The sequence below is a fragment of the Rhodococcus sp. IEGM 1306 genome (assembly GCF_036541985.1).
Taxonomy (GTDB): domain Bacteria; phylum Actinomycetota; class Actinomycetes; order Mycobacteriales; family Mycobacteriaceae; genus Rhodococcus_F; species Rhodococcus_F qingshengii.
Genome location: NZ_JAZHFF010000017.1, coordinates 41,369 through 68,005 on the forward strand (window position 1 = coordinate 41,369; position 26,637 = coordinate 68,005).

Here is a 26,637-nt window from a genome sequence, read left to right on the forward strand (position 1 = left end):
AGCCCCGGAACACAATCTGTTCCGGGGCTTTTCGTATCTCGACTAAGCGGTCTTCTCGGCCGAGTTCTCCTCGAGGCGAGGGGGTGCGGAAGCGACCGGCGGATGCTCGCGTCGGCGGCTCTTGAAGAACACCGCGCCACCGATCACCGCAACACCGGCGATGACGAACACGGTGACGCGCTTGCGACCGCGAGGCTTCTCGGTGCGTTCCGTGGATTTCGTGGGGATGGCCTTTGCGCGCTCGACGCCCTTCTTGGCGAGGACTTTGCCCTGACGACCCAGGAACAACCCGACCTGCCCAGCGCCGCGAGCGACCGACGTCGCGACCACCGCGGCGATACGGCGAGCGTTGTCGGCTGCCTCGGACTCCTTGATGCGAGCAGCTGTCTCTTCGAGGTAGGCGGCAGTCTCGTCGAAGGTGTCCTCGACGCGGGCGCGCGCGTGATCGAAGGTGTCGGGCAACTGCGTGCTGAGGGACTCGGTCACTCGTGTCATGACTTCACTGTGCCATAACAGTGGGGCGAGGACAGGGAGACTTTTGCGGGGCGACATCCGCGAGAACGCCGGCAATGGCACGATGGTGGTGTGACTTCAACTCATCAGACCGCAACCGCAACGCTGCACACGAACCGCGGCGACATCAAGATCGCTCTGTTCGGCAACCATGCGCCGAAGACCGTCGAGAACTTCGTCGGCCTCGCCGACGGCTCGAAGGAGTACACCACCGCAAACGCCGCCGGCACCAAGACCGGCCCGTTCTACGACGGTGCCATCTTCCACCGCGTCATCGACGGCTTCATGATCCAGGGTGGCGACCCCACCGGAACCGGCACCGGCGGCCCGGGCTACAAGTTCGGTGACGAGTTCCACCCGGAACTGCAGTTCGACCGCTCCTACTTGCTGGCCATGGCCAACGCAGGCCCGGGAACCAACGGCTCGCAGTTCTTCATCACTACCGGCCCGACGCCGCACCTGAACCGTCGCCACACCATCTTCGGTGAGGTTCTCGACGACGATTCCAAGAAGGTTGTCGACGCTATCTCCTCCACCGCCGTCGATCGTGGCGATCGTCCGGTCGAGCCCGTCGTGATCAACAGCATCACCATCTCCTGAACAGGTAAAACAAGCAGATGACGAACCCCGGTTGGGGCGGCGGTGCGAGTGAGGGCATCCCGCCCCAACCGCGGTGCGTCCGCCATCCAGATCGACCCACCGCACTTTCCTGCAATCGTTGTGGACGTCCGGCGTGCCCGGACTGCCTCCGCGAGGCGGCGGTGGGATACCAATGTGTTGACTGTGTAGCTGCCGGCCAACGCGATGTCCGCCCCGTTCGGGGCGTCGCCGGAAACACCGTGAGCCCCGCCCGTGCGATCCCGATCGTGACGTACACCTTGATGGGGCTCAACGTCCTGGCGTTCCTCGCCACCTTCGCGCAGTCGCGAAGCATCATGAACAATCAGGTCGGCTCGTCGATCTTCGCGAACTGGGCACTCAATCCGGGTCTGGTCGCCAGCGGTGACTGGTTCCGGCTCATCGGCTCCGGGTTCTTGCACTTCGGCATCTTGCACCTCGCGGTCAACATGTACGCCCTCTACATCCTCGGACGCGACACCGAAATCGTGATGGGCCGCTCGAGGTACATCGGCATCTACCTGGTTTCGCTTCTCGGCGGTTCAGCCTCGGTGATGGCATTCCAGCCGGTGTTCTCTTCGCTCACGGCCCTGTCCTGGACTGCTGGGGCGTCGGGAGCGATCTTCGGCATCATGGGCGCACAGGCAGTCCTTCTATTGCGTTTGCGTCGAAGCCCGGTCCCGATCATCTCGGTGATCGCGATCAATGTGATCATCAGCATTTCGCTGCCCGGGATCTCGTTCTGGGGTCACGCGGGAGGTCTGGTGGCAGGTGCCGCAACGGCCGCTGCATTCCTGTACGCCCCGCAGTGGTTGGGCGCCGGTGAGAACCGCGTGAAGGCGGTGCGGATCGGCTGGATCGCTTTTGGTGCCGTCACTGTGGTGACGTTGGGAGTCATCGTGCTCCGCGTCGTTCAACTGCGCGAACAGCTGGGAATCAGCTAGCAAGAATCCTAGGGCCCAGCCGTTCTATGGCTCAGCCGCCGATGATGGACTCACAGGCGAACGTGATCTCGAAGCTCGACGTCGCCGTCGGGTTGCCCTTGTCCCGGGCGCCGATTCCCTCGCCCGTCACCACGAAGGTATCGCCGTTCTGCTTGGCACTGGCAGATCCGCCGGGCAGTCCCGGTGCGAATCCGGCGGTGTACGGCAGACCGTTCGATCCACCCTCGCTTCCGGCGATTCCGGCAGTCTGAACCGTGCCGGATTCATCGACGATGGCCGAGACGGTCAACATGCCGTAGGTGGGATTTTCCGCGTCGAGCAGTGTCATAACTGTCGTGCCGCCGTCCTTTGCGCACTTCGTCTCGAATTTGGCGTCGAGCGTCTTCCCGCCGACGGTGGCCGAGGATGTAGCGGACGAGGCGCCGGCAGCGCTCTTGTCGGAGTTGGTCTTGTCGGAGTCGCTGCCGCAGGCGGAGGCGAATATAGCGACCGCCGCGAGGGTGGCAGCGACTGCGGTGGAGGACCGGCGGGTCATCGTGGTCCGAACCAACTTCGTCATGTTCTGTCCTTCAAGTCACGCGGTGCGTCCGCACTTGCTCTGGCTGTTTCGCCGACAACACTAGCCAGTGACTCGGTGCTCGTAGCTCTAAACCCCCAGCTCAGACGGGTTTGTCGCCTTCGACTGTTCAGGGACGTTCGTCGGGCTGCCCGGGATCATCTGCCGGATCTTTGGGAGCAATCGCACATGCAGAGACGGCTTCTGTAGAGATTGTCCACATAGGTTGGGCTCAGTCGTGCTTCTACTGTGGCTTGAGTCACTTCGTAGATAGCAACGCTGACCTTTTCCGAGGAGTACCCCTGCCATGACCTCCACCGATAGCACCACCACTGACGGTGGGGTTGCGCCGAGCGAGATCGAATCTCGCGTGGTGAAGAAGGTAGCGCGCCGGCTGATTCCCTTCCTGATCCTGCTCTATTTCGTGAACTATCTGGATCGTACGAACATCGCCTTCGCGAAGCTCACCATGAGCGCCGACCTCGGGATGACCGAGACGATGTTCGGCCTCGCCTCCGGACTCTTCTTCGTCGGCTATCTGTTGTTCGAGGTGCCGAGCAACCTGGCCCTGCACCGCTTCGGCGCCCGGCTGTGGATCGCGCGGATCATGCTCACCTGGGGCATCCTCGCCGCTGCGCTGGCATTCGTGCCCAACGTGGGCAGCCTCTATTTCCTCCGCATTCTGCTGGGAATCGCCGAGGCCGGCTTCTTCCCCGGAGTTCTTCTCTACCTGACCTTCTGGTTCCCGAAGAAGTACCGCGTACGCCTGATGGGCTTGTTCCTGCTGACGCTTCCGCTCTCGTCGGCGCTCGGTGCCCCGCTCTCGGCCGCCATCATCCAGTACGGCGACGGACTGTTCGGCCTCGCCGGATGGCGCGTGATGTACCTGATCGAGGGTCTGCCCGCCGTGATCTTGGCGTTTGTCGTCTGGTTCTACCTCACCGATCGTCCCGCCGACGCAAAGTGGTTGACCCTCGAGGAGCGCACCTGGCTGATGAAGTCGATGGCCGACGAGGAGAAAGAACTCGGCGACGCCGGTCACCAGTCGGCCGGTAAGACCCTGCGCGATCCCCGCGTCATCGGTTTCGGTCTGGTCTACTTCGGAATCACATACGGGCTTTACGCTTTGAGCTTCTTCCTGCCCAGCATCGTCGCGGGATTCAAGCAGACGTTCGACACCGATTTCTCGCTCGTCGAGACAGGCCTGATCGTGGCCGTCCCCTACGCGATCGGCGCTGTCGCGATGGTGCTGTGGAGCCGCCATTCCGACAAGACCGGTGAACGAATGTGGCACGTTGCAGCCCCGACGCTCCTGGGCGCGGTATCCATTCCGATTGCGCTGTACCTGGATTCACCGTTCACCGTCATGATTGCGGTCTCGCTCACTGCTGTCGGCGTCCTCTGTGCGCTCCCCGTCTTCTGGTACCTGCCCACCACGTTCCTGACGGGTGCCAGCGCGGCCGCGGGCATCGCCATGATCAACTCGATCGGCAACGCGTCGGGCTTCGGTGCTCCGTACATCACCGGCTGGCTCACCGATGTGACCGGAAATGCCAAGGCAGGACTGTGGGTGGTGGGCGCCGTGATGCTCTGTGCCGCAATCCTTGTGGTGGCACTGGCAAAGCGATCGAGCAAGCCCGCTCAGATCTGACCGAGTTTCCCGGCACTGGCACGCAGCCGGATCAGGAGCGCAAGATCGAGCGCCTGGTCCGGCTGACGCCACTGTGTACCGATCAATCGGTCGATCGACTCGAGCCGTTGGTACAGAGTGTTGGCGTGAATCGCGAGCGCGGCGGCGGTCGCGGAGTGCTTGCAATTGTGTGACAGGTACGACGCGAGGGTGTCCAATAGCGGAACGCCGCGTCGTTGCTCCTCCTCGAGGAGAGGACCGAGGGAACGCTCTGTCAGGGCTTCCAGTTCTTCGCGGCCCGTGCGGCTGAGGAGAATTCGGTAGATGCCGAGTGAACTTGCCGGTTCCACGTGGGAGGCCCGACCGAGAGTCTCGAGGACGTCGACGGTGTGCTGTGCCTCGACATACGCCCGCGCCAGACCTTCCGCTCCCACCGCGGGATCGGCGATTCCCACTGTCGGGTTCTCCGCCGGCTGAACCCACGCCGCCGCAACTGCTGCCGGTGACATTCCGGGAATCAGTGCGATGACTCGTGAACCATGTTCGGCAACAACGGTTCCCGAGGGGAATGCAATTTCCTCGATACTGCGACGCGCACGGTCGACGGCGTCGGCCGGGCGGGCCACCACGACGGTGTACGAGCGGTCAGGATTGAGCCCGGCCAGGCGGAACTGACCGGTGACCTCGGCCGGCGTCGGCGCAGGCCTGGTGATCAGATCGACCAGAAATGCATCGCGTGCTCGGCGGGTGGCTTCCCGGGCTGCCCGTTCGCCGACCAGTGCCAGCGCAATGGCGGGAGCAGACCTTTCGAGTGCCAATCTCATGGCGGCGGTGGGTTCCTGGCGCGAGAGTAGGAACAGAACTCCGAGTTGGTCACCGGCACTGCGTACTTCGGTGGCGAACAGGAACTGCTCACCGACGATAAGCGTCACTTCCTGCTCGCGTCGGTCGGCGGCAAGGATGTCGAAGACCCGATGCACGCTCTCGCTCACCCGTTGCAGTCCCGGTGGGATCTCGGATGTTCCGGTCACGAAGAACACGGGCGAACCCGTCGACGCCGAGGTTTCCTCCACGAGTTCGCGAACACCGCCGCCGCGCAGGACAACCTGAGTGAGCGAACGATCCCAAGTCAGTGTCTGTTCGAGAAGTGCTGTGCGCTTGGCAAGTTCGGTGTTCGCGGCGTTCACTTCTGCAACCGTCGCGCGATAGCGTTCGAGAGAGCGGGCATTCTCGATCGCCACCGAGGCATGGGCTGCGAGGGCGGACAGCAACGCAACTTCCTCGTTGCCGAATCGGCGCTCTTGACGTTTGCACGCGCACAGGGCACCCAGTATCTTGCCGTTCAAAGTCAGCGGCACAGCCAGCAGGCCGCGCATGTTCTCGGCTCGCGCTGCGTCGTCGGCCGGTCCGATGTGTGCAAACGAGGGATCGTTTCGGTAGTCGGGAGACCAAGCAGGAGAGGAGTTCTCGACCACGCGACCGATCAGACCTTCGCGGAAGGGAACCGTGAGGCCGAGTAGCTGGGACGTGTACGCACCGCTCGTGACTTCGATGATCAAGATGTCGTCGTGAATGAGAGCAAGGTACGAAAGGTCGACGCCGAGTAGTCGTTTGGCCTGATGCACGATCTCCTGCAGGAGGGCGTGGTGATCGTGCATCGTGGTCAGCAGCGACGCGATGTCGTTGAGTGCCCCGAGTTCGGTGGCGCGCTGTCGGCGCTGAGCCAGGAGACTTCGTAGTTGAAGCGCCGATCGGGCTTCTCGCTCGATTTCGGCGGCGACCTCGGGGCCTGACCCAGCGGCCAACTGATCGCGGTGTTCGATCAGTTCCTCGGTGGATGCCTCGGCCAGGAGAAGCTGTAGCCAGTTCTCGTGCATCCGCGCTCCCTTGTCAGACCAACTCGTCAGACCAACTCGTCTGACCAAAGATGAGTATGGAGAGAATGTCCATACAGTTTCCGGTTTCTCGGAGTAAATCTACATGGGGCGGTGTAGCCGCCGTCACTATCGTGGAGACATGACACTCCTCGAGGCGCTCGGCTCGCAGATCGATGCGGATCGACTGATCACCGACCCCGACATCATGGCGAGCTACATCCACGACGACGCCGAGTGGGCTCCCTACGAGATGCCTGTCGCCGTGGTCCGCCCGCGCACAGCCGAGCAGGTACAGACAGTTGTGCAGGCGTGCATCGCCCACGGTGCGCCCGTCGTCACGCGCGGCGCCGGAACCGGTCTGTCGGGTGGAGCCAACGCAGTCGCCGGCGGCGTCGTGATCGCCTTCGACGCGATGAACGCCATCAAGGAGATCAACACCCTCGAGCGTTTGGCCGTGGTCGAACCCGGAGTGGTCAACGATCACCTCCGCGACGCCTGCGCCGAGCACGGCCTCTGGTATCCACCCGATCCGGCGAGCGCACCCTGGTCGACGATCGGCGGCAACGTCGCGACCAATGCCGGCGGCCTGTGCTGCGTCAAGTACGGCGTCACCAAGGACTACGTACTGGGCATGCAGGTGGTCACCGGAACCGGTGAGCTGGTTCGGCTCGGGCGTCGAACTGCCAAGGGAGTGGCTGGGTTTGATCTCTCGGCACTCATGGTCGGCTCCGAAGGCACTCTCGGGGTGATCACCGAGGTGACCGTCAAGCTTCGTCCTCAGCGCGATCCCGAACGCACCATCGTCGGATACTTCGACTCCATCGTTGCTGCGGGCAAGGCCGTCGAAGCCGTCGCCGCGGACGGTCTCACGCCGTCGGCTCTCGAGTTGATCGATCGGCAGTGTCTCCTTGCCGTCGATGCCTGGAAGAACATGGGCCTCTCGGCTGACGCCGAGGTGGTCCTGCTCGGCCGCATCGACACACCTGGCGAGATCGGCGACGCCGAAGCTGAGCGAATGTTGGCCTGCTTCAACCGCTCCGGGGCTACCTGGAGCGCGAGATCCACCGACCAGGAGGAAGCCGACGCCCTGTTCTCCGCCCGGCGTCTGGCATACCCCGCCCTCGAGCGGCTCGGCCCGGTGCTCACCGAGGACATCTGTGTCCCCAAGGCAGCGGTCCCGGAGATGTTGGCACGGATTGAGGCCATTTCGGCCCGGCACGACACGCACATCGCGAACATCGCGCACGCGGGTGACGGCAACCTGCACCCGCTGCTGATCACGCCACACGACGACGAAGCGGCGCGGAGGCGCGCTCAGGCCGCTTTTGCCGAGATCATCGACAACGCCCTCGAGTTGGGCGGAACCGTGACCGGTGAGCACGGCGTCGGCCTACTGAAGATGGGTGGCCTGGCGCAGGAACTGTCACCGGCCGTCGTCGCGATGCATCATGCAATCAAGGGCGCACTCGACCCTCACGGAATCATGAACCCCGGCAAGGTGATCTGAAAGGCCGGGTGATCTGAAGGCCGGCTCCGTAACCGAATCGGTTTCCGGAGTTACGCCGTCGAAATGACGAGTTCCTACGCTCGAGTTGAACCGTTTGGCCAACTCGACGTATGGAGTCATGAATGTTCTCTTCCGATTTGACGCTGGCAAGTGTTGTTCCGCGGCGCGTGGACACGGTCGAGGCCGTCCGGGCGGCAATCGCTCTCGACGGGGCCGCGGTCTTCGGTGGCCTGCACACCGAGGAAGATGCCATTGCCTTCGCGTCGAATTTGCTCGGTGAGAAGTGCATTCGCGTCGGCCGTCAGTTCGAGGCGAGTGCCAAGAGTCAGGATGCCGAAGCAGCTGTCGTCGACACCCAACCGGTGGACGAACGCGGCAGGAAGCGCTCGTTCGGCATCTCCGGCGAGCGGATGACCGCCCACAACGACGGTTTTGCGTTCGGTGACTACGCGCCCGACTATCTGTTTCTGTGGTGCAAGCGTCCGGCGTATCCGAGTGGCGGCGACTCGTTTCTCATCGATGCGCTCAAACTGACGCGGTTGCTCGCCTTCGATCCCGCAACCGCTGAATTGGCCGAATTCTGTTGGAGCACAGACATCGACCATTCGGAACCGAACTTCCCGCAGAACACATTTGCGCCGATCGCCAGGACGGTGCCGAGTGGACGCAACCAGGTTCGCTATCACCCGTACCTCGCGCCGATCGCCGGTGAATCGGAAGTAGCGCAGTGGCCGCTGGTGAAGCAGTGGAGTGAGGCTGTGATTCACGTGCGCGACAGCGGTCCGATGTTCCGCGCCGAAGCCGGCGAGATGATCTGCATCGACAACTACCGGGTACTGCACGGCCGCGACGGATACACCGACCCCGGCCGTGAGCTGTACTCGATCTGGGGATGGTCGAGCGACGCAGTCGCGGTGCCGCAGCAGGCTCTCGACATCGTGCAGCCGGACCTCGCGGCACTGGCCATGTAACCCGCGCCTATTTCTCGGGCGGTACCAATCCGTGGACAGCGAGCACGTCGAGGACGTCCTCCGGCGACGTGCCGAGATCCCAGCGTCCGAAGATCAACAGCTTCTCCGTGTCGGTGGGACGGTCGACGATGTCGATCTCGAGCATCGGGACGCGTCGACCCAGACGCGGGTAGCGGACGAGACGCACGCGGTCGATCTGTTCGCGGGTGAACTCGTGGCGGGCGCGCAGTCGCTGCACCGCGATCGACTTGGTTCCCGCGTCTTCGATCACAGCCAGGCGGGGACGCTGACGCAGGGCGAGTCCGCCCATCACGAACAGCCCGATCACCGCGAGGGCGAGCAGGAAGCGTCCGGCAGGCTCCGTGGGCGCGATTATCGAGGCGATCGCGAGGGCAATTCCGCCGCCGAACATCGCGTAGACAACACCCATCGGAGTGGCCCACGAGATCACCTCCGTGACGTTGTCACGAGGCTGTGGATGAAATTCATCCTCGAGCATGTGGATAACTTCCTAGGTTGTCCACAGGAGTTATCCACAATGGGGATGAATGACACCCATGTAATTGAATGACGGTCACGATCCGGGTCGAATCAGATACTCGCTGGTCAGCGCCATCTCATGGTCATGACAAGGCCGACAACCATGAAACCGAAGCCGACGAGGAAGTTATAGTTTCCCAAGTCGTTCATCCACGTGATCGAATCCGCGGCCAAGTAGTACACAATCAGCCATGCCAGGCCGACAAGCATGAATCCGAGCATCACCGAGACGTACAACGTGCTCGACGGACCCATCTTCACCTTCACCGGAGTGCGGTTTGCCGGGTTGACTGTGTAGTCGTTCTTCTTACGGACCTTCGACTTGGGCATGACGTCCTCGCTCTACGGTGTGACCTGCATGTGTTACCTACACGCTAACGTAGCTGTGTCCAGTTGGTCACCGGCCGACCTGCACAATCCGGGAGGAGCCACGTGTCTTCGGGTGAATCTTCACGAACCGTCTGGCACATCGGTGTACTTGCCGTCTGCCTGGTAGCCGGTCTGATGGTCGCCACGGCGCAACGATCCGCCGAGGAGAACCAGCTCCAGGTCACCGAAAGCACCAGGCTCTCCGATCTGGTTCGCAGCGCCCAGGCCAATGCCGAAAAAGTCTCGGCCGACCGGGACGAACTTGCCGCCCAGCTCGATTCGCTGCAGCAAGACGCCGCTCGGTCCGACGCCGGAGTGGCCGCCGCGCTCGGTGACATCAAGAACATCTCCGCCGACGCGGGACTGACGGAGATGACCGGCCCGGGTGTTGTCGTCACGATGACGGACGCTCCGCGCAACGCCGACGGCAAGTATCCGGTCGACGCCACCCCGGACGACCTCGTCGTGCATCAGCAGGACGTTCAGAGCGTCCTGAACGCACTGTGGGCCGGCGGGGCCGAAGCGGTGGGCATGCAGGACCAACGGATCATCAGTACGTCGGCGCCGCGGTGCATCGGAAACACTCTTCTTCTTCACGGACGTACCTACAGCCCGCCCTACGTGATGAGCGCCATCGGTGACGTTGCGCGCCTCGAGGCGGCCCTCGCCGCCGAACCGGGCATTCGGATCTACAAGCAGTACGCGACCCGCTTCGGCCTCGGGTACACGCAGGCAACGCCGTCGCAGATCACGGTCCCCGCCTATACCGGCGGATAGCACGGGCGTTTACCCTGCTCTCATGAGGATTCTCGTCGTCGACAACTACGACAGCTTTGTGTTCAACCTGGTGCAGTACCTCGGCCAGCTCGGAACCGAAGCCGTGGTCTGGCGCAACGACGATCCACAACTGACGGCAGACCTCGAGGGTGCAGTAGCGCAGTTCGACGGCATTCTCCTGAGCCCGGGCCCCGGAACTCCGCAGCGCGCGGGAGCGACGATGGATCTGGTGAAGGTCTGCGCCGACACCAAGACCCCGCTGCTTGGCGTCTGCCTCGGACATCAGGCGATCGGTGCGGCTTTCGGCGGAACCGTCGACCGCGCGCCCGAACTGCTTCACGGCAAGACGAGTCTGGTTCACCACAAGGACGTCGGCGTCCTGGCCGGACTGCCCGATCCGTTCACCGCTACCCGCTACCACTCGCTGACGGTTCTCGAGGACACCATTCCCGAGGAACTCGAGGTGACCGCACACACCGAGAGTGGCGTCGTGATGGCGATGCGTCACCGCGAACTGCCGATTCACGGCGTCCAGTTCCACCCCGAGTCCGTACTCACCCAGGGTGGGCACCGGATGCTCGCGAACTGGCTCGCAGTCTGCGGTGAGGCGCCTCCGGAAGGACTCGTCGCAGCCCTCGAGGCCGAGGTCGCGTCGGCGCTCGGTGGCGCATTACCCGCAATTCTCTGACACCTGTCCACAAAAAAGTGCCTCCCGGAAATCTCCGGGAGGCACTTTTTCACTTTGCTAGCGGCCGGGGATTCCGAGCGCTCCGACGCTGACGGTGATGACTGCGTCCTTGGAGATCTCCGAGCCCGGAGGCTGCGTCTGCGAGACGATCTTGCCCACCATTTCCGGGGTGAGCGTCGTGCTCTGGTTCTGCACCAGCTGCGAAGCGGTTCCCGCCCAACCGGCTGCGCGAAGCGTGCTCAACGCCTCCGACACCGTCTTGTTGGTCAGATCAGGCATCGCGACCTGGTTGCCGTTGGACACTCGTAGCGTCACGGTCGAACCCTTGGTGGCCGAAGTACCGCCGGTCGGGTCGGTCGAAACGACCTGTCCCTTCGGCAGACCCGAATCGATCTCCGTGATCTGGACGACGAACCCGGCACCTTCGATGTTGGGCCTCGCCACCTCTTCACGCTGACCGGTGACATCCGGGACACGAACCTGCTCCGGTCCGGTGCCGACGGTGATCGAGACCGCGGAATCGAGAACAACCGACACTCCGACGGCAGGATCCTGATTGACGATCTTGTCGACCTCGGCGACGGTCGATGCCGCCTTGCCGATGGTCGGATCAAGTCGGAGTCCGACGGAGTTGAGCTTCTTCTCCGCGTCGTCCTGGCTCAGCCCGGTCAGGCGTGGGATCGCGACCTGCTCGGGGCCGGTGGACACGTCGATGGTGACGGTGCTGCCCTTCTCGATGCGCACCCCGGCAACCGGACGCGTCGTGATGACGTTTCCGGCGGCGATCACCTTGTCCGTCTTCTGCTGACGCTCCACCTGGAATCCGGCGTTGGTCAGCGTCGCCTCGGCGACGTCGGCGGGCTGGTTGGTCAGGTCACCCGGAACGGTCACCATCTCGACCTTCGGCGAGTTCACCCGAATGAGGAAGAACGTCACCAGACCGATCACCAGAAGCGCCGCGATGCCCATCAGGGCGTAGCGTCCGCCCTTCTTCTTGGCAGGCGGCTCGGCGGCGCGAGTTGTCCTCGCAGCAACCGGCTCGACCGGATCGGGAGCAGTGCGGTAGTTCCCGGTGTCGGAGCCGACGGCGCCGAGGATGGTGGTGCGGTCCTCGTCGTTCATCACCATCGGCGCACTCGGACGCTGACCGCCCAGAACGCGTACCAAGTCGCTGCGCATGTCGCCGGCGCTCTGGTAGCGGTTGGCCGGGTTCTTGCTCATTGCCTTGAGAATGATCGAATCCAGCTCGCGCGGAATGTCGGGATTGATCTCCGACGGCGTCTGCGGATCTTCACGAACATGCTGGTACGCCACGGCGACCGGTGAATCACCCTTGAACGGCGGCTCGCCCGTCAGAATCTCGAACAGCACACAACCGAGCGAGTACACGTCCGAACGCGCGTCGACCTGCTCACCTCGCGCCTGCTCCGGCGAGAGGTACTGAGCGGTGCCGATCACGGCGGCCGTCTGCGTCATCGGGCTCGACGCGTCGGAAATGGCACGGGCGATACCGAAGTCCATCACCTTCACGGCGCCGGCACGGTTGATCATGATGTTGGCGGGCTTGACGTCGCGGTGCACGATGCCGTTGCGGTGGCTGAAGTCCAAAGCGGCACAGACGTCCGCGATCACTTCCATCGCCTTGCGCGGAGCCATCGGCCCGGTGCTGCGCACGATGTCACGCAACGTGTCGCCGTCGACGTACTCCATGACGATGTACGGCAGCGGCCCGGCGTCGGTCTCGGCTTCACCGGTGTCGTAGACGGCCACGATCGCCGGATGGTTCAGCGCGGCAGCGTTCTGCGCCTCACGACGAAACCGCAAGTAGAACGTGGGATCGCGCGCGAGGTCTGCACGCAGCACCTTGATCGCGACGTCGCGGCTGAGTCGGAGGTCGCGCGCCAGGTGAACCTCGGACATTCCGCCGAAGCCGAGAATCTCACCCAGCTCGTAGCGGGAGGAGAGATTGCGGGGTGTCGTCATTGGTCTTGTCCTAGCGGTTCTTCAGCGTCTCCGGGATCCGCCAACGGCTCAGTGGTCGTTGTGGTCGTCGTTGTCGTCGTGGTGGTGGTTGTGGTCGTCGGAGTTGTTGTGGTCGTGGTCGGCGTTGTCGTGGTGGTTGTCGGCTCGGTCGTTGTGGTCGTCGGCCGAGTCGTCGTTGTTGTCGGCTCGGTGGTCGTCGTCGTCGGCCGAGTCGTCGTGGTGGTGGGCTTGGTCGTCGTGGTGGTCGGCAACGTCGTGGACGTGACGACGGGCGGCGTCGGGTCGCTCGGACCGTCGGTCGCGATCCAGACTCCGCCGATGATCAACGCCAACAGGATCAATCCGCCGCCGGCCCACGCCACGGCCTTCTGTCCACTGGTCAGTCCGCCGGCTGCCGCGTCGTCCGCAGCAGCGGCGCCCGTCACCGGGCCCGCGTACGTCGGCGGCATGACCTGCGTGGCACCCGTTGCCGGCAACGCGCTCGCGGCACCGGTAGCGAGCAGACCGGGCGGCGGTGGATGTCTCCCTGCCCAAACGGCTGCAACGGCGTCGGCGAACTCGCCGCCACTGGCGTAGCGGCCGGCCGGATCCTTGGTCAACGTGATGTCGATGAGCTCGCGGATGTTCGGCGGCAGGTCGGCCGGCATCGGCGCCGGGGTTTCCTGCACGTGCTTCATCGCGACGGTCAGCGCGCCGTCACCCGTGAACGGACGTCGACCCGAAAGTGCTTCGTATCCGACGATTCCCAGCGAGTACACGTCACTCGCCGCGGTCGCGTCCTGACCGAGAGCCTGCTCGGGCGCGATGTACTGGGCGGTGCCCATCACCATTCCCGTGCGCGTGACAGGAGAGTTCTCGACGGCCTTGGCGATGCCGAAGTCCGTGATCTTCACCTGGCCAGTAGGCGTGATGAGGATATTGCCCGGCTTCACGTCGCGGTGCACGACACCGGCGTCGTGTGCGACCTGCAGGGCGCGGCCGGTCTGCTCGAGCATGTCGAGGGCATGCGGAACCGCCAGGCGGCCGACGCGTGCCAGGACGGCGTTGAGCGGTTCACCGTTGACGAGTTCCATCACCAGATACGCCGTGGAATCACCCGAGCTGTCGCGGGTCTCGCCGTAGTCGTAGATTCCGGCGATACCGGGATGGTTGAGCTGCGCGGTGGTGCGGGCCTCGAAGCGGAAGCGCTCCAAGAACTCCGGATCGGAAGAGAACTCGGACTTGAGTACCTTGACGGCGACGCGACGGTTGAGCCGGGAGTCCGTGGCTTCCCACACCTGACCCATCCCACCGGTGGCGATGAGACGGATCAATCGGTAACGATCGGCGATCAAAGCGCCGTTGTTCAACGCCACGGTTCAGCCCCCTTGGATTCCGGCTGCGATGACTGCACGACCGATCGGCGCAGCAACCGAGCCACCGGTAGCGGCGAGTCCGCGGTCACCACCGTTCTCGACGATGACGGCCACGGCGACCGTCGGATTCTGCGCCGGTGCAAAAGCGATGTACCAGGCGTGCGGCGGAGTTTCCCGCGGGTTCACGCCGTGCTCGGCGGTACCGGTCTTGGACGCGATCTGAACTCCGGGGATCTTGCCGTCGCCGCCGGTGAAGTTCTCCGAGCCGATCATCAGATCAGTCAGCGTTGCGGCCACTGCCGGCGAGATCGCCTGACCCATCGACACCGGTGACGGCGTACTGAGATCGGTCAGATCGGGTGCCTGCAACTGGGAGATCAGGTTGGGCTGCATCCGCACACCGCCGTTGGCGACGGTCGCGGCGATCACTGCGTTCTCGAGCGGGGTCACCGCGACGTCACGCTGGCCGATGCTGGTCTGGCCGAGAGCCGCGTCGTCGGAGATGTCGCCGACCGTGCTGTCTGCAACCGGCAGCGGGATCGCGGGAGTGTTGGGTCCGATACCGAAGGCGCTGGCCTCGTCCTTGATGGCGTCGGCGCCGTCTTTGATGCCCAGTTCGACGAACGCCGTGTTGCACGAGCGCGCAAACGCGTCGCGCAACGACGCCGTCGGGTTGGGGCCGCACGTGCTGCCGTTGTAGTTCTCGAGGGTCGTGCTGGTGCCGGGCAGCGTGATCTGCGGAGCCGCGGTCAGCTGGTCGTCCGGCGTCGCACCGTTGCCAAGAGCTGCGGCCGTGGTGAGCACCTTGAACGTCGAGCCGGGTGGGTAGGTCTGCGAGATCGCGCGGTTGACCAGCGGATCGTTGGGATCGGCATTGAGCTCGTCCCACGCCTTGGTGGTTTCGGCGCCGTCGTGGCTGGCAAGCAGGTTCGGGTCGTAGCTCGGAGTGCTGACCATCGTCAGGATGCGTCCGGTGCTCGGCTCGATCGCGACGACGGACCCGGTGTAACCCTTGCTGGTCAGCTGGTCGTACGCCACCTGCTGCATGGCCGGATTGAGCGTCGTGACGACGTTGCCGCCGCGCGGATCGCGTCCGGACACCAGGTCGAAGAAGCGCTGACTGAACAACCGGTTGTCCGAGCCGTTGAGAATCGGATCCTCGGTGCGCTCGAGGCCGGCGCTGCCGTACTGCATCGAGTAGAAGCCCGTGACCGGTGCGTACGGGTACGGATTCGGATACTCGCGCAGGTACTTGTACCGGTCGTCGGTGGCGCGGGAGGCGGCAAGCACCTGACCGGAAGCCGAGATCTGACCTCGCTGGCGTGAGTACTCGTCGAGCAGCACCCGCGAGTTGCGCGGGTCGGCTCGCAGGTCGTCAGCTTTGATGACCTGTACGTACGTGGCGTTGGCGAGGAGCGCGACGACCATCACCATGACGGCCATCGCGACGCGGCGCAGTGGAGTGTTCATACGCGCGGCATCATCTCGGTATTGGCGTCAGCGATTGGGGGCGGACCTTTCTTCTTCGTCACTACCGGCGCACGAGCCGCGTCCGAGATCCGGACGAGGATGGCCAGCAGTAGGTAGTTCGCGAGCAGCGACGAGCCGCCGTACGACATGAACGGTGTAGTCAGACCCGTCAGCGGGATCAGCTTGGTGACGCCGCCGACGACGACAAAGATCTGGATCGCGATGGTGAACGACAGACCGGCGGCCAGCAGTTTGCCGAAGCTGTCGCGCACTGCCAACGCCGTACGCAGGCCGCGCACGATGAGAAGCAGGAACAGCATCAGCACAGCGGCCAGGCCGATCAAACCGAGCTCTTCGCCGATGGTCGCGATGATGAAGTCCGTCTTCGCGAACGGCACCTGGTTGGGGCGGCCGCTGCCCAGACCTGTTCCGGCGATACCACCGGTGGCCAGGCCGAACAGCGATTGCGAGATCTGATAACCGGTGTTGGCGTAGTCGCCGAGCGGGTCCAGCCAGGTGTCGACGCGCACGCGCACGTGTCCGAACATCTTGTAGGCGAAGAAGAATCCGATGGCGAGCAGTCCGCCGCCGATCACCAGCCAGCCCACACGTTCGGTCGCGATGTAGAGCATCACCAGCACGGTGCTGAAGAGCAGCAACGACGTACCGAGGTCGGTTTCGAAGACGAGCACGCCCACTGAGACGATCCAGGCGAGCAGGATCGGACCGAGGTCGCGGGCACGCGGAAAGTCCATGCCCAGGAAGTGTTTACCGGCCGAGGTGAACAGGTCGCGCTTGGCGACGAGCACCGACGCGAAGAAGATGATGAGCAGGATCTTCGCGAACTCACCTGGCTGAATGCTGAATCCAGGCAGGCGAATCCAGATTTTTGCGCCGTTCACGCTCGAGAACTTCGCCGGCAGGATCGCGGGAATCGCCAGGAACACCAGGCCTGCGAGGCCGAGTGTGTAGCTGAACCGCGCCATCAGGCGGTAGTCCTTCAAGAACACGAGCAGCAACACGAAACCGGTGATCGCCAGTGCAGTCCACATGACCTGCTGGTTCGCATCCGGTGACGGTGCTTCGACGCCGTTGTAGAGCGCTGTCTGTTCGTCGGCGAGGTCGAGTCGGTGGATGAGCACCAACCCGAGGCCGTTGAGCAGGGCGACGATCGGCAGCAGCAGCGGATCGGCGTACGGCGCATACCGCCGAATTGCCAAGTGCGCGATCAGGAACAAGCCCGTGTACGCGAGCGCGTACTTGGCCAGATCGAGAGTGATCTTCTGTTCCTGGCTCGCCTCGACGAGCAGAAGCGAGACCGTCGTGATGATGACGGCAAAGCCCAGGAGCAGCAGCTCCACGTTTCGGCGGGTCGACTGGACCGGCGCCGGGGCAAAACCTCCGGGCGGACTCGGAAAAGCCGTCCCCGCAGCTGCGTTGGACGACATCAGTTGACCGTCCTGCAAGTCTGACCGGGAACTTCGGTCGGCGTCGGCGTAGTCGTGGGTGCTGCCGTCGTCGGCGCAGCAGGCTCCGGTGCGGGGGGCGGCGTGGTCTCCGGTGCCGGCGGGGGAGTGGGCGTGGCCGTCGTCGTCGGAACCGGCTCACAACGAGGAAGCAGATCGCCGCCGATGAGACGGATCATCTGGCTCTGCGCATCCTCACGCTTGCCGGACGGCAACCCGGCGCGCACCTGCTCCTGCGCCGACGGCTGCAGATCCGTCACTTCGAGGATGTTGCAGTTGCTGGGAATCGCGTCGGGGGAGACGAGGGTCAGGACGTCGTCGTCGCCGACGCAACCCACCAGATCCGCGTCTTGCAGCGAGTAGCCGAGCACCGAACCGGGGATTCCGCGCAGCACCGTCACGCGGCCGTTGTCTTCGCCGACGTAGTAGTTGTTGCGGATGACGGCGCGGCCGATCACGGCGCCGACGCCGACCAGCGCGATCAGCACCACGGCGAGGACCACCCACCACAACCGGTTCCGCTTCTTCTTCGGTTCCGGTTCGGGTTGGGAGACAACTCGCTTGGGCGTCGCGCGCGGCGGACGCATGGCAGCGGCGCGGCCGGCAGCGGTGTTGGGGGGAGGGGAGTCCTCTTCCTCTTCCGTCGACGCGGCGCCCGCGACGATGGGATGCGACTGGCCGTAGTCGAGGTCGATGACATCGGCGACGACGACGGTGACGTTGTCGGGACCGCCGCTGCGCAGCGCCAATTCGATGAGACGGTCGGCGCACTGCTCCTGCGAGCCCTCGCGCATCGTGTTCTCGATGGTCTCGTCGCTGACCACGTCGGAGAGGCCGTCGGAGCAGAGCAGGTAGCGATCGCCGGCGCGGGCTTCGCGCACGGTGAGCGTCGGCTCGATCTCGTTACCGGTCAACGCCCGCATGATCAGGGATCGCTGCGGGTGCGTGTGTGCCTGTTCGGCGGTGATCCTGCCCTCGTCGACCAGTGACTGGACGAATGTGTCGTCGCGGGTGATCTGCGTCAGGTGGTCGTCGCGCAGCAGGTAGGCGCGCGAGTCGCCGATGTGCACGAGACCGAGCTTGCTGCCGGAGAAGAGGATCGCGGTGAGCGTGGTGCCCATGCCGTCGAGTTCGGGTTCTTCCTCGACGTGATCGGCGATGGAATCGTTGCCCTCGCGGGTGGCTGCCTCGAGCTTTCCGAGCAGATCCTCGCCGGGCTCGTCGTCGTCGAGATGCGCCAGAGCGGCAATCATCAACTGCGACGCGACCTCACCGGCCGCGTGCCCGCCCATACCGTCGGCCAAAGCCAACAGGCGTGCACCGGCGTACACGGAATCTTCGTTGTTGGAGCGCACGAGACCGCGGTCGCTGCGCGCCGCGTAGCGGAGAACAAGGGTCACGGGCGTAGCTCGATTACCGTCTTGCCGACGCGAACCGGAGTGCCCAGCGGCACGCGCACCGCAGTGGTGACCTTGGCGCGGTCCAGATAGGTGCCGTTGGTCGAACCGAGATCCTCGACGTACCAATCAGCGCCGCGCTGAGAGAGCCGCGCATGGCGCGTCGACGCGTAATCGTCGGTGAGAACGAGCGTCGAATCGTCGGCGCGACCGATCATGACGGGCTGAGAACCCAGGGTGATGCGGGTACCGGCGAGGGCGCCCTGCGTGACCACCAGGTACCGAGGCACCTTCGCCTTGCCCAGCGAGGGCAGGACCTTTCCGGCGCGGGTGTACCGCGGCGGAACCCTGACCCCGGAGCCGGCATAGATGTCGGAGCGGAGAGTGCGGAGGACTGCCCAGACGAACAGCCACAGTAGGAGCAGGAAGCCCGCCCGTGTGAGTTGCAGAATCAGGCCCTGCACGGCTGTCCACCTCCTTCTATGGCTCGAGCCCCGCCGCAGCGGGGTTCGAGCATTGTCGACTGGCAGCATCATAGGGGGCTCTGGGCCCCGAAGATCACGATACTGACAGCCGCGTGACGGCGGCGCGCCGACGGACCGCCGAATGTTCGATTGTTATCGGAAAAATCCTGGCGTCCGTTTCTCAGCTCAGAGAATGCGAACCAGAATCTCCGAGTGACCTGCACGAATGATGTCGCCGTCTGCCAGCTGCCAGTCCTGGACCGGTGCACCGTTGACGGTGGTGCCGTTCGTGGATCCCAAATCGGACAGCATCGCGGTGCGGCCGTCCCAACGGATGTCGATGTGGCGACGTGAGACGCCGGTGTCCGGGAGGCGGAACTGAGCTTCCTGGCCGCGGCCGATGACATTGCTGCCGTCGCGAAGCTGGAAGTGGCGTCCGCTGCCGTCCTCGAGCTGCAGGGTTGCCGTCAGGCTCTGGGCCGTCGGTGCGTAACCGCCCTGCGGCTGGGCGTAACCCTGCTGCGGGTAGGCCTGCGTCTGCTCGAAGTTGCCGCCCTGCTCGTAGCCGGCCTGCTCGTACGGCTGCTGTGTGTACGCCTGCTGGTCGTAACCGCCCTGCTGGTAGCTCTGCTGGTCGTAGCCCGGCTGATCGTAGGACTGGCCGTTGTAGGGCTGCTGGTAACCCTGCTGGTCGTAGCCGCCCTGCTGGTAGCCCTGCTGGTCGTACCCACCCTGGTACGCCTGCTGGCCGTAGCCCTGCTGGTCGTACGGCTGCTGCTGGTAACCCTGCTGGTCGTAGCCGCCGCCCTGCTGGTCATAACCCTGCTGGTCATAACCCTGCTGGTCGTAACCGGCCTGCTCGTACGGCTGCTGCTGGTTCGGGTACGCCTGCTGGTCGTAGCCACCCTGCTGCTGGTTGTAGCCCTGCTGGTCGTCGCCCGTGCGGTAACCGTCGCCGCGGTCGTAACCGTTCTGGTACGGCGCTTCCTGGCCCTGCGGAGCGGCGTAACCGCCGTCGTCGTGGGAGTACCCGTTCCGTGCCGGCTGCTGCGGTTCGGGCTGGCGACCCGCCGGTTCGCGGCTTGGTTCGTAGCCTGAGTTCTGCGTCATGGGGCCGGCTCCTGGTTGTGACGGGACTGGATTGGAAACAGGGGGAACAATCGGTGCGGGTCGCTGAGGCGGCCGTTGTGGCGGCCGCGACGAAACCTGCGGAACATGCGACGGCGGCGATGCCTGCTCGGCGTCACCATCCGGGTCGACGGTTCCGCGGGTGCGGAACTGACCGGTGTGGAGCGTAGGCGAAGGCTCGAAAGTGACCGAGATGTCGCCGTACGTCTGCCAACCCTGATCGCGGATGAAATCCTGCAGGTGTCGGCTGAAAGCTTTTGTCGTCAGTTCGCGATCTGCTGCCAGCTCTTCGTGATCGGAGTTGTTGATGGTGATCACGTAGTTGTTGGGGGCGAGAAGGATTCCGCCGCCGAGGTGCTCGACGCGGTCACGTGCCTCCTGCTGGAGCGCCGCCTCTACTTCCTGCGGCACAACGCCACCACCGAAGACCCGCGCGAATGCGTCGCCGACAGCTCCTTGGAGCTTCCGTTCGAAACGCTGCACGATGCCCATCGGGCCCTCCTCTCGCCTCGCATCTACGACGGCAAAATGCTCGGCAAGTAGCGCCGGCACCGCCTTGTCGCGTGTCGTCCAAACTGCTGTACAGGTTCCACGGTACTGTCAAATGTCGCTTCGGCAGTACCTGGCCGCTGTTTCAGCATGGTATCGGTTCTGGGCTTTTGGGTGCTCGGTGTTCACCGATTCGTGCCCTGAGCTGCACGAATAGAACTTTCAAAGTTTGTCGTGATAATGTTTCGGCGTTGCTCGGGCGAGTGGCGGAATGGCAGACGCGCTGGCTTCAGGTGCCAGTGTCCTTCGGGACGTGGGGGTTCAAGTCCCCCTTCGCCCACCACAAGACGAGGCCACGAACTCACAAGAGTTGGTGGCCTCGTTTTTTGTTGTCGGCTATCTGGCCGCAGCCTGAATGAAGCTCAGAACGAAGTCCAATGCGGTGCCCGCAAACGGGTCGCCGACTGGTTGAGGGGGCGCGGCGGGCGCCGTGATCTGAGGGGTCATCATCCCTGGCGGCAGTGTGCCGGGTGGGAGATTGATGATTGCGTTGATGTCGTAGATGGTGTTGTCGGGACCGTTGGTCACCGAGAACGAGAGACTGCCGAAGTCGGCGACCGGAGTGTCGGCTGATGCAGTACCAACTGCGCTGCCGAAGGTGATCGCGGCAGCGAGCGCGCCGACACCGAGGGCCGCGGTGGTTCGGGACAAACGAGTAGGTGTGTCGAGTCCATTCACAGATGTGCTCCCTTTCGTGGTGACAGCATCCCTGCACGGGACGCCGAGCAGCCAGGAGATTGCAACCACTATCGAGGAAGGTAACGGACATTCACCCCATGGCGGGGTGGTTCGACATGAAGTGCTCCGTCGTTCTGGAGTTGTGGGGATGGACGTAGGCCACGAGAACGACAAAGAGAATCGACCATGAACGACGATGAATAAGACGCCGGCCAACTGGATCACCACGGAGCGAGGTAGGAGGCATCGCGTCGAAGTGGTATTGGAAGGCTGGCGAGGAGTGGATCGTAAGAGCGTTCCCTGTGTGGATGAAGAAAATAGATCCTCCTTTGGTGCGATCCCCCCAGGGCGAACGATGTACTGGCACCTAGGACTACCGGGAGATGCGTTGAAGGAAGGGTCGACGGAGTACACCGTCGTCATCGACGGAAAAGGCCCTTTCGGAGAATTGGACAGCTCCGCTACGTCATCAACCTAAGAGACTACGAGAGGGCCGCGATGACTGCTATAGGAACCCTCTTCGGTGTTACGGCGAGTATTGAGAAGCTCGCCGGATAGATTTGCAAACAACGTAGTCGAGACGCTGGATGAGATTGGAGGCGGAGAGCGCTTCTGTCGTCCGGCATGACTATCCGCATATTCTATACATGCGTGAAGAATCACGCGAGGTTCTACAGAGATCAAAAGACCTGTGAGAGTGGGACTGTGAAGGTCATTGGATTCCGATGTACGAAGGACTCGATTAGCTGGGCGGTTGTCGAGGGTGCACAGTACATCGACGCAATTGTCATCGAGCGACGAGTTGCAGCTGCGCCTCGCGACACGCGCGAGAAGCAACTCGCTTGGGTGGCAAAGGAAGTGCGCGAGATCCTAGCGAGATTCACTCCAGATGGCGCGGCAATTCTCGCAGCAGGCGGAGCGCGTGGCGGTCTCACGGACTCGCTCGTCCAGCGTATCGAGGTTGATGGGGTTGTGCGATCCGTCCTCGGCGCGTGTTCGATTCCGGCGAAGTCCGTCAAGAAGCAGTCGATTTGCACTGAGTTCGGAGTAAAGAGGAGCGAAATCGATAGCTTCTTGGCCGATATTTCCTGCATCAGTACGACTCCCAAATCGCACCAGGAACCGGTGATTCTCGCGGTCTCTCAGGTGCGGGGGTAAGATGGTGGCCCCGTTCAGACGCATCAAACATCTTGGCAACGGCTTCTACGGATCTGTGGAACTCGAGTACGACGAGGGTCTTAACCGTCCATGCGCCGCTAAGTACATCACCCATGCCGCGTTCTCAGAGGCAGACTTCACCGAGGCTCAGGCGATGGAACTCGGAAAGCATGACAATGTTGTTTCGGTCTTCTCGACCGACGTGGAGAACGGAACTCCTGTCATTCGAATGGAGTACATGGAGGATGGGAGCGTTGCCGACAGGTACAAGCAAGATGCGGCACCTGTCCGAGATGCTGTCCTCATAGTGGAGGCCGCATGCAGGGGCATCGCGCACATTCACACCGTTGGCCTGCTTCATCGCGATATCAAGCCAGCGAACCTTCTACTTGATCGCACTCATATCGTGAAGGTCTCCGACTTCGGTCTTGCCTGCGAGAAGGTTGAACCCGAAGGTGGCTCAGGTTTTCCGTACTTTCCGCACCTTCCGCCGGAATCGATCAAAGATGGCACGCGAACTGTCACTACCGTCCAGGGGGATGTCTACGCACTCGGCCTTACCGCCTACCGACTGCTCAATAGTGATAGGCGAGTTCGCCCTAAACTCGAGACCAACTCGGCCATTCCAGCCGCTGACGCGTGGATGCCTTACATCCACCGCTCTCTTCGTACGGCTGTATCCAAGGCGTTGCATCCTGACCCTGCCAAACGCATACAGAGCGCGTCGGACTTCCGTCATGCACTGGAAAAGACACGCCCACAAGTCAACTGGCGATCGTTCACCAATAATAGCCATTTAAATTCACGGCATGCCTGGCAAGGATCAGCCCTGGATGGAACGGAGTGGAGAGCGGAAGTCAGTCGTAGGTCGACCGACTTCCAATTCACCGTAGAACGATGCTTGCCAGCGAAGGCGTGGAGGGCGCAGAACAACGACAAACAAACTTTCCAAACGGAAGCCGCTGCGCTCAGGTACGGGGCAACGGTGCTACAACGCATTGCCGGCCAGGGCGGGTGACCCCTCACTTGTCCGCCGTGGACGAATAGGGGAGAGTGTTGATCCTTTTGACGCGCCCCTGTTGATCGCTAGTTCGGTTTTGATCATTGCCGCGGCCCTCGAAGGCCGGTCCTGACCTGTAACAACCCGTGCAGTTGGTCACACGTGGCGACCTGATCAGTTCTCGGACTCAGGCCGTTGCCCGTGCATAGATCTCCTGATGGGCGGAAGAACAGACCTCTTCGGCGATCGTGGCAACGGAATGCGATGGTTCCGGCAGCAAGCGGCCGGGAAGGTATGGCCGACCTCGGCTAGAGCAGCTCGTCGGCCAGGCCCAGAGACGGCACCAAGGTCGCGATGTCGATGATCTCGATATGTGCCGCCGGTCCGGCGGTGAACTCGGCGACGGTGAACTGTCCGGCGGGTCCGAACTTTTCTTCGAATCGGTGTCGAGTATGGGGAGAGGAGCGGCCCAAGGCCCACTCGGCGGTTGATCGTGAGGCCACCAAGAACTTCTTCGGAAGCGCCCCGACGACGAACATCTGCGCACGCCGCTCCGTGGGATCCAACGCCAGATGAACTAGATCAGCAAACACACCTCGCTTGCGCATGGTGTCGGCACCCTTCCACTGCGAAACCTTGAACTCGGCGATGCGCCGATCGGTCTCGACATCAAAAGGCCTGCTGGGGTCGTTGCCGGCGCCGAGTGATGGCCTGGCCCTGACGGTCTCGCCAGGTTCGAGGATCAGTGGCAGACATCGCGCAATGACGGTGGCATGAATGACGTCGTTGAGCCGTCCGACATGCTGACGAACGGCGAGGGCTGCGTCGAGAAGATCCTCGCTGAAGTGAAAACGTTCGACGATGTCAGCGCACCCGATCGTGTCCGAGCCGGCGAATGCCGACTCAGCGGAGGACAGGTGCTCGGTGAGCTGATTCGTGGTGAGGAAATCCAGCAGAGTGGAGAACGATGCCGACAGATGCGTGTAGTCCCCCTCCGGGGTACTGGGGTCGGTGTCTGTTTCGGTGTGCTGCTCGCCGATCCTGGCTTGGTAGACACTGGTGGTGAAGCCGATTCTGCGGAGACGCGCCAGGGCCGTATGAGAGGTGAAGCTGGCCCGGGGGAGGTCGCTGATCAGCTGGTATGCCTGCTTCGGGGGATAACGGACGCCGCCGATGTCGGCCCAGTGTTCTCGGATCGGTTCGGGTACAGCCTGACTGACGACCTTTACTGCAGACTCAAGGGTTTGTTGGGCCCCAGGCTCCCGTGTTTCCATCACAGCGATGAGTCAAGCAGGCCATTGTGTAGCTGTTGCGGGGCGGGTCATCCCATCTGCGTAAGGGCTCGGCTTCCGATCTTGCTGGAGCCCACGGAGGTCGGGGTGCAAGCTCCGGCGCAACGGTGGTGAGAGCGACCCGATCGATGTCGAAGCTACCGCACGCGCTGTCCTCGCTCGCAGCCAACTCGCCGCACCCACACGCGGCGCCGGGCATTGGAGTCTCCACCTCCCGAGAGTGCCATCCAATGGTCAACCACCACAAAGACTTACGATCAACCAGTGCAAAGACTTACACATCTCTCGGGAAAGCGAATTTGTCTACGGCAACAGAGCGTTCAGGTAGTCGCCACGCACCTCAGCCAAAGCGGAACTGCGAGCAACTTCGGCTTGGTGGATCTCATCTGTGGACGATTTGATGTTCGATGATCCCTCAACGTCCCGCCCGGATTTCGCAACCAGTTTGTCCATCCGCTCGTCGATTCCGGCGCTCTTGCCGATACGACGGATCGTCTGCGTCTGAATCTGCACGGCGCGCAGTCGATCACGGTACTCGGATAGTGAGGTGATTCGCTCCATCACTGGCTGAACGACATTGGTATCCAGTTCTTCGATGTGGCGCAGCCACAGTTTCCGCGCATGCTCGATCTCAGGGGTGTCACCGATCGGTTCGCTACCGATATCGACTCTGACTGATGCGACATCGAGCAGTTGTGTGGTGATACTCGCAAGTTCTTTGTCGACGTCGACAGGTCCGGTCGCGGACGTGAGGAAGGCTTCCACCGCGATATCGTGAAGCGACCGAATCTCTTGCACGATCGACGATGCAACGCTGATCACGGCCCAAAAATGCCGCCGCAATGGATCCGAAAGGGCCTGTTCCCTGTGCCGCTCTGCGGTTCCAAACGCATACGCATTCTTGATCTCGTACCAAAATCCCAACTCGTCTCTTCCGAGAGCCCACACAGTGACCTTCCTGTCGCGGGGAACAGGATTGCCGGTGTGGATGTCGATCTTGCCATACCAGTAGAACCGATTGACGTACTTGTGACGTGCTTTTCCTTCGGGAAGTAGTGAGAGTTCCACGGCTTGCTGCGCGTATCTGTCAGCCGGCCCGAAGACGGAATTGGCAGTCAACTCGGCATGGGCCTTCTCAACTAATCGAATAATTGCGGAAAACTGATCGCCTCGTCGGGAGGGGCGCGAGACAGAGTCGTTCAAGGTCGAAATCCTTTCGAGCGCCGACCCTCGACCGCTAGACGGTATGAGGGTCGGCCCGTTTCGGGCCGGGGACTCGCTTGCAAGTTGCCGTGGGTTGCCGAGTAGGCGAAGCCTGGATCGGTAGTGCCTACATTTGCAGGAGGCCCCGGTGATGTATCAGCGTACGAGTGTCGGATTGGACGTGCACGCACTGTCTGTAGTGGCATGTGCGATCGACGGTCAAACCGGTGAAGTATGGAAACAACGATTATGTCCGGACTCCGGTGAGATCCTCGCCTGGTTGCGTTCGTTGCCGGGTCCGGTGAAAGCCGTCTACGAGGCCGGACCGACCGGATTCGGCCTGTACCGAGCTCTGAATCAAGCGGGTGTGGAGTGCGTGGTGGTCGCGCCGTCAAAACTACAGAGACCTGCTGGTGACCGCGTCAAGACCGACCTGTTGACCGAACTACCGTGTCGGCCTTTCCGAAGATGCGTGCGGGGCTCGACTGGGCTCGCTAGGTTCGT

24 protein-coding genes, 1 tRNA gene and 1 pseudogene are annotated in these 26,637 nt (G+C 63.1%); 11 read left to right on the top strand and 15 right to left on the bottom strand.

Translation table 11 applies throughout. The features are described from left to right. Positions 1–42 precede the first annotated feature (42 nt). Positions 43–495 carry a hypothetical protein gene (locus tag V3587_RS28685; RefSeq protein WP_039973062.1) on the bottom strand — a complete coding sequence of 151 codons (453 nt, stop codon included), beginning with the start codon at positions 493–495 and terminating at the stop codon, positions 43–45. 90 nt (positions 496–585) lie between these two features. On the opposite strand from V3587_RS28685, the gene V3587_RS28690 reads away from it, so the two are divergent. Next, positions 586–1,113, top strand: coding sequence for a peptidylprolyl isomerase (locus V3587_RS28690; RefSeq protein WP_007729190.1), 528 nt, complete (start codon positions 586–588; stop codon positions 1,111–1,113). Positions 1,114–1,130: 17 nt separating this feature from the next. Beyond that, positions 1,131–2,075, top strand: a complete 945-nt coding sequence (locus V3587_RS28695) for a rhomboid family intramembrane serine protease (protein WP_030536709.1) — start codon at positions 1,131–1,133, stop codon at positions 2,073–2,075. Positions 2,076–2,106: 31 nt separating this feature from the next. Here the strand turns inward: V3587_RS28695 and V3587_RS28700 are convergent, their stop codons facing one another. Continuing rightward, positions 2,107–2,634, bottom strand: a complete 528-nt coding sequence (locus V3587_RS28700; RefSeq protein ID WP_283377576.1) for a lipoprotein LpqH — start codon at positions 2,632–2,634, stop codon at positions 2,107–2,109. Between the two features lie 304 nt (positions 2,635–2,938). Here V3587_RS28700 and V3587_RS28705 point away from each other — a divergent pair, with 304 nt between their 5' ends. Continuing rightward, a complete protein-coding gene (locus tag V3587_RS28705) occupies positions 2,939–4,282 on the top strand; it encodes an MFS transporter (RefSeq protein WP_042920739.1) in 1,344 nt (447 codons plus the stop codon). Here the strand turns inward: V3587_RS28705 and V3587_RS28710 are convergent. Beyond that, positions 4,273–6,138: a helix-turn-helix domain-containing protein gene (locus V3587_RS28710; protein WP_283377577.1), complete on the bottom strand. Its 1,866-nt coding sequence runs from the start codon at positions 6,136–6,138 to the stop codon at positions 4,273–4,275. The genes V3587_RS28705 and V3587_RS28710 overlap by 10 nt on opposite strands. A 139-nt stretch (positions 6,139–6,277) precedes the next feature. Here V3587_RS28710 and V3587_RS28715 point away from each other — a divergent pair, with 139 nt between their 5' ends. Beyond that, the gene (locus tag V3587_RS28715) at positions 6,278–7,645 is read left to right on the top strand and encodes an FAD-binding oxidoreductase (protein WP_024487653.1); all 1,368 of its coding nucleotides are present in this window, start codon (positions 6,278–6,280) and stop codon (positions 7,643–7,645) included. 122 nt (positions 7,646–7,767) lie between these two features. Continuing rightward, positions 7,768–8,616, top strand: coding sequence for a TauD/TfdA family dioxygenase (locus V3587_RS28720; protein ID WP_042453359.1), 849 nt, complete (start codon positions 7,768–7,770; stop codon positions 8,614–8,616). 7 nt (positions 8,617–8,623) lie between these two features. Here V3587_RS28720 and V3587_RS28725 read toward each other — a convergent pair whose 3' ends face one another. Beyond that, positions 8,624–9,115 (bottom strand): PH domain-containing protein, encoded by a 492-nt coding sequence (locus V3587_RS28725; RefSeq protein WP_003942511.1) that lies wholly within the window; start codon positions 9,113–9,115, stop codon positions 8,624–8,626. A gap of 107 nt (positions 9,116–9,222) precedes the next feature. After that, positions 9,223–9,486, bottom strand: a complete 264-nt coding sequence (crgA, locus tag V3587_RS28730; RefSeq protein WP_003942576.1) for a cell division protein CrgA — start codon at positions 9,484–9,486, stop codon at positions 9,223–9,225. A 102-nt stretch (positions 9,487–9,588) separates the two neighbouring features. Between crgA and V3587_RS28735 the strand changes: the two genes are divergently transcribed. Together V3587_RS28735 and V3587_RS28740 are read left to right on the top strand one after the other, a co-directional pair. Continuing rightward, a complete protein-coding gene (locus V3587_RS28735) occupies positions 9,589–10,302 on the top strand; it encodes a DUF881 domain-containing protein (RefSeq protein ID WP_003942461.1) in 714 nt (237 codons plus the stop codon). A 22-nt stretch (positions 10,303–10,324) separates the two neighbouring features. Then, positions 10,325–10,990 (top strand): aminodeoxychorismate/anthranilate synthase component II, encoded by a 666-nt coding sequence (locus V3587_RS28740; protein ID WP_003942537.1) that lies wholly within the window; start codon positions 10,325–10,327, stop codon positions 10,988–10,990. Positions 10,991–11,047: 57 nt separating this feature from the next. Here the strand turns inward: V3587_RS28740 and pknB are convergent, their stop codons facing one another. From pknB to V3587_RS28775, 7 genes are all read right to left on the bottom strand, one after another. After that, a complete protein-coding gene (gene pknB, locus V3587_RS28745; RefSeq protein ID WP_007729221.1) occupies positions 11,048–12,973 on the bottom strand; it encodes a Stk1 family PASTA domain-containing Ser/Thr kinase in 1,926 nt (641 codons plus the stop codon). Next, positions 12,970–14,328: a protein kinase domain-containing protein gene (locus V3587_RS28750; protein WP_283377578.1), complete on the bottom strand. Its 1,359-nt coding sequence runs from the start codon at positions 14,326–14,328 to the stop codon at positions 12,970–12,972. Before V3587_RS28750 ends, pknB begins: the two co-directional genes overlap by 4 nt. Before the next feature lie 3 nt (positions 14,329–14,331). Continuing rightward, on the bottom strand, positions 14,332–15,798 hold the full coding sequence (locus V3587_RS28755) for a peptidoglycan D,D-transpeptidase FtsI family protein (RefSeq protein ID WP_007735774.1): 1,467 nt from the start codon (positions 15,796–15,798) through the stop codon (positions 14,332–14,334). Then, positions 15,795–17,246, bottom strand: coding sequence for an FtsW/RodA/SpoVE family cell cycle protein (locus V3587_RS28760; protein ID WP_003943414.1), 1,452 nt, complete (start codon positions 17,244–17,246; stop codon positions 15,795–15,797). The genes V3587_RS28755 and V3587_RS28760 overlap by 4 nt, the downstream gene beginning before the upstream one ends. After that, a complete protein-coding gene (locus V3587_RS28765; RefSeq protein ID WP_042453352.1) occupies positions 17,246–18,664 on the bottom strand; it encodes a PP2C family protein-serine/threonine phosphatase in 1,419 nt (472 codons plus the stop codon). Before V3587_RS28765 ends, V3587_RS28760 begins: the two co-directional genes overlap by 1 nt. Then, positions 18,661–19,125 (bottom strand): FHA domain-containing protein FhaB/FipA, encoded by a 465-nt coding sequence (locus tag V3587_RS28770; protein ID WP_003943418.1) that lies wholly within the window; start codon positions 19,123–19,125, stop codon positions 18,661–18,663. The genes V3587_RS28765 and V3587_RS28770 overlap by 4 nt, the downstream gene beginning before the upstream one ends. A gap of 186 nt (positions 19,126–19,311) precedes the next feature. Beyond that, positions 19,312–20,745 carry a DUF3662 and FHA domain-containing protein gene (locus V3587_RS28775; RefSeq protein ID WP_283377579.1) on the bottom strand — a complete coding sequence of 478 codons (1,434 nt, stop codon included), beginning with the start codon at positions 20,743–20,745 and terminating at the stop codon, positions 19,312–19,314. 254 nt (positions 20,746–20,999) lie between these two features. On the opposite strand from V3587_RS28775, the gene V3587_RS28780 reads away from it, so the two are divergent. Then, a tRNA-Leu gene (locus V3587_RS28780) sits at positions 21,000–21,085 on the top strand. Between the two features lie 53 nt (positions 21,086–21,138). Here V3587_RS28780 and V3587_RS28785 read toward each other — a convergent pair. Then, a complete protein-coding gene (locus V3587_RS28785; protein WP_283377580.1) occupies positions 21,139–21,480 on the bottom strand; it encodes a hypothetical protein in 342 nt (113 codons plus the stop codon). A gap of 651 nt (positions 21,481–22,131) precedes the next feature. Here V3587_RS28785 and V3587_RS28790 point away from each other — a divergent pair. Both V3587_RS28790 and V3587_RS28795 read left to right on the top strand, forming a co-directional pair. Next, on the top strand, positions 22,132–22,638 hold the full coding sequence (locus tag V3587_RS28790) for a hypothetical protein (RefSeq protein WP_193594697.1): 507 nt from the start codon (positions 22,132–22,134) through the stop codon (positions 22,636–22,638). Position 22,639: 1 nt separating this feature from the next. Continuing rightward, positions 22,640–23,656, top strand: coding sequence for a serine/threonine-protein kinase (locus tag V3587_RS28795; RefSeq protein WP_283377581.1), 1,017 nt, complete (start codon positions 22,640–22,642; stop codon positions 23,654–23,656). Positions 23,657–23,946: 290 nt separating this feature from the next. Here the strand turns inward: V3587_RS28795 and V3587_RS28800 are convergent, their stop codons facing one another. Beyond that, entirely contained in the window at positions 23,947–24,915 is a 969-nt protein-coding gene (locus tag V3587_RS28800; RefSeq protein WP_193594696.1) for a PE-PGRS family protein, read from the bottom strand. Between the two features lie 318 nt (positions 24,916–25,233). Next, entirely contained in the window at positions 25,234–26,049 is an 816-nt protein-coding gene (locus V3587_RS28805) for a hypothetical protein (protein WP_193594695.1), read from the bottom strand. 232 nt (positions 26,050–26,281) lie between these two features. On the opposite strand from V3587_RS28805, the pseudogene V3587_RS28810 reads away from it, so the two are divergent. Next, positions 26,282–26,637 (top strand): annotated as a pseudogene (locus V3587_RS28810) (hypothetical protein); the annotation flags it as partial.

Coding starts and splice junctions, on each gene's coding strand:
- V3587_RS28700 (WP_283377576.1), bottom strand. CDS start 2,634: ATGACGAAGTTGGTTCGGACCACGATGACCCGCCGGTCCTCCACCGCA.
- V3587_RS28705 (WP_042920739.1), top strand. CDS start 2,939: ATGACCTCCACCGATAGCACCACCACTGACGGTGGGGTTGCGCCGAGC.
- V3587_RS28725 (WP_003942511.1), bottom strand. CDS start 9,115: ATGCTCGAGGATGAATTTCATCCACAGCCTCGTGACAACGTCACGGAG.
- V3587_RS28710 (WP_283377577.1), bottom strand. CDS start 6,138: ATGCACGAGAACTGGCTACAGCTTCTCCTGGCCGAGGCATCCACCGAG.
- V3587_RS28695 (WP_030536709.1), top strand. CDS start 1,131: ATGACGAACCCCGGTTGGGGCGGCGGTGCGAGTGAGGGCATCCCGCCC.
- V3587_RS28775 (WP_283377579.1), bottom strand. CDS start 20,745: ATGGGCATCGTGCAGCGTTTCGAACGGAAGCTCCAAGGAGCTGTCGGC.
- V3587_RS28715 (WP_024487653.1), top strand. CDS start 6,278: ATGACACTCCTCGAGGCGCTCGGCTCGCAGATCGATGCGGATCGACTG.
- pknB (WP_007729221.1), bottom strand. CDS start 12,973: ATGACGACACCCCGCAATCTCTCCTCCCGCTACGAGCTGGGTGAGATT.
- V3587_RS28685 (WP_039973062.1), bottom strand. CDS start 495: ATGACACGAGTGACCGAGTCCCTCAGCACGCAGTTGCCCGACACCTTC.
- V3587_RS28795 (WP_283377581.1), top strand. CDS start 22,640: ATGGTGGCCCCGTTCAGACGCATCAAACATCTTGGCAACGGCTTCTAC.
- V3587_RS28760 (WP_003943414.1), bottom strand. CDS start 17,246: ATGTCGTCCAACGCAGCTGCGGGGACGGCTTTTCCGAGTCCGCCCGGA.
- crgA (WP_003942576.1), bottom strand. CDS start 9,486: ATGCCCAAGTCGAAGGTCCGTAAGAAGAACGACTACACAGTCAACCCG.
- V3587_RS28755 (WP_007735774.1), bottom strand. CDS start 15,798: ATGAACACTCCACTGCGCCGCGTCGCGATGGCCGTCATGGTGATGGTC.
- V3587_RS28720 (WP_042453359.1), top strand. CDS start 7,768: ATGTTCTCTTCCGATTTGACGCTGGCAAGTGTTGTTCCGCGGCGCGTG.
- V3587_RS28740 (WP_003942537.1), top strand. CDS start 10,325: ATGAGGATTCTCGTCGTCGACAACTACGACAGCTTTGTGTTCAACCTG.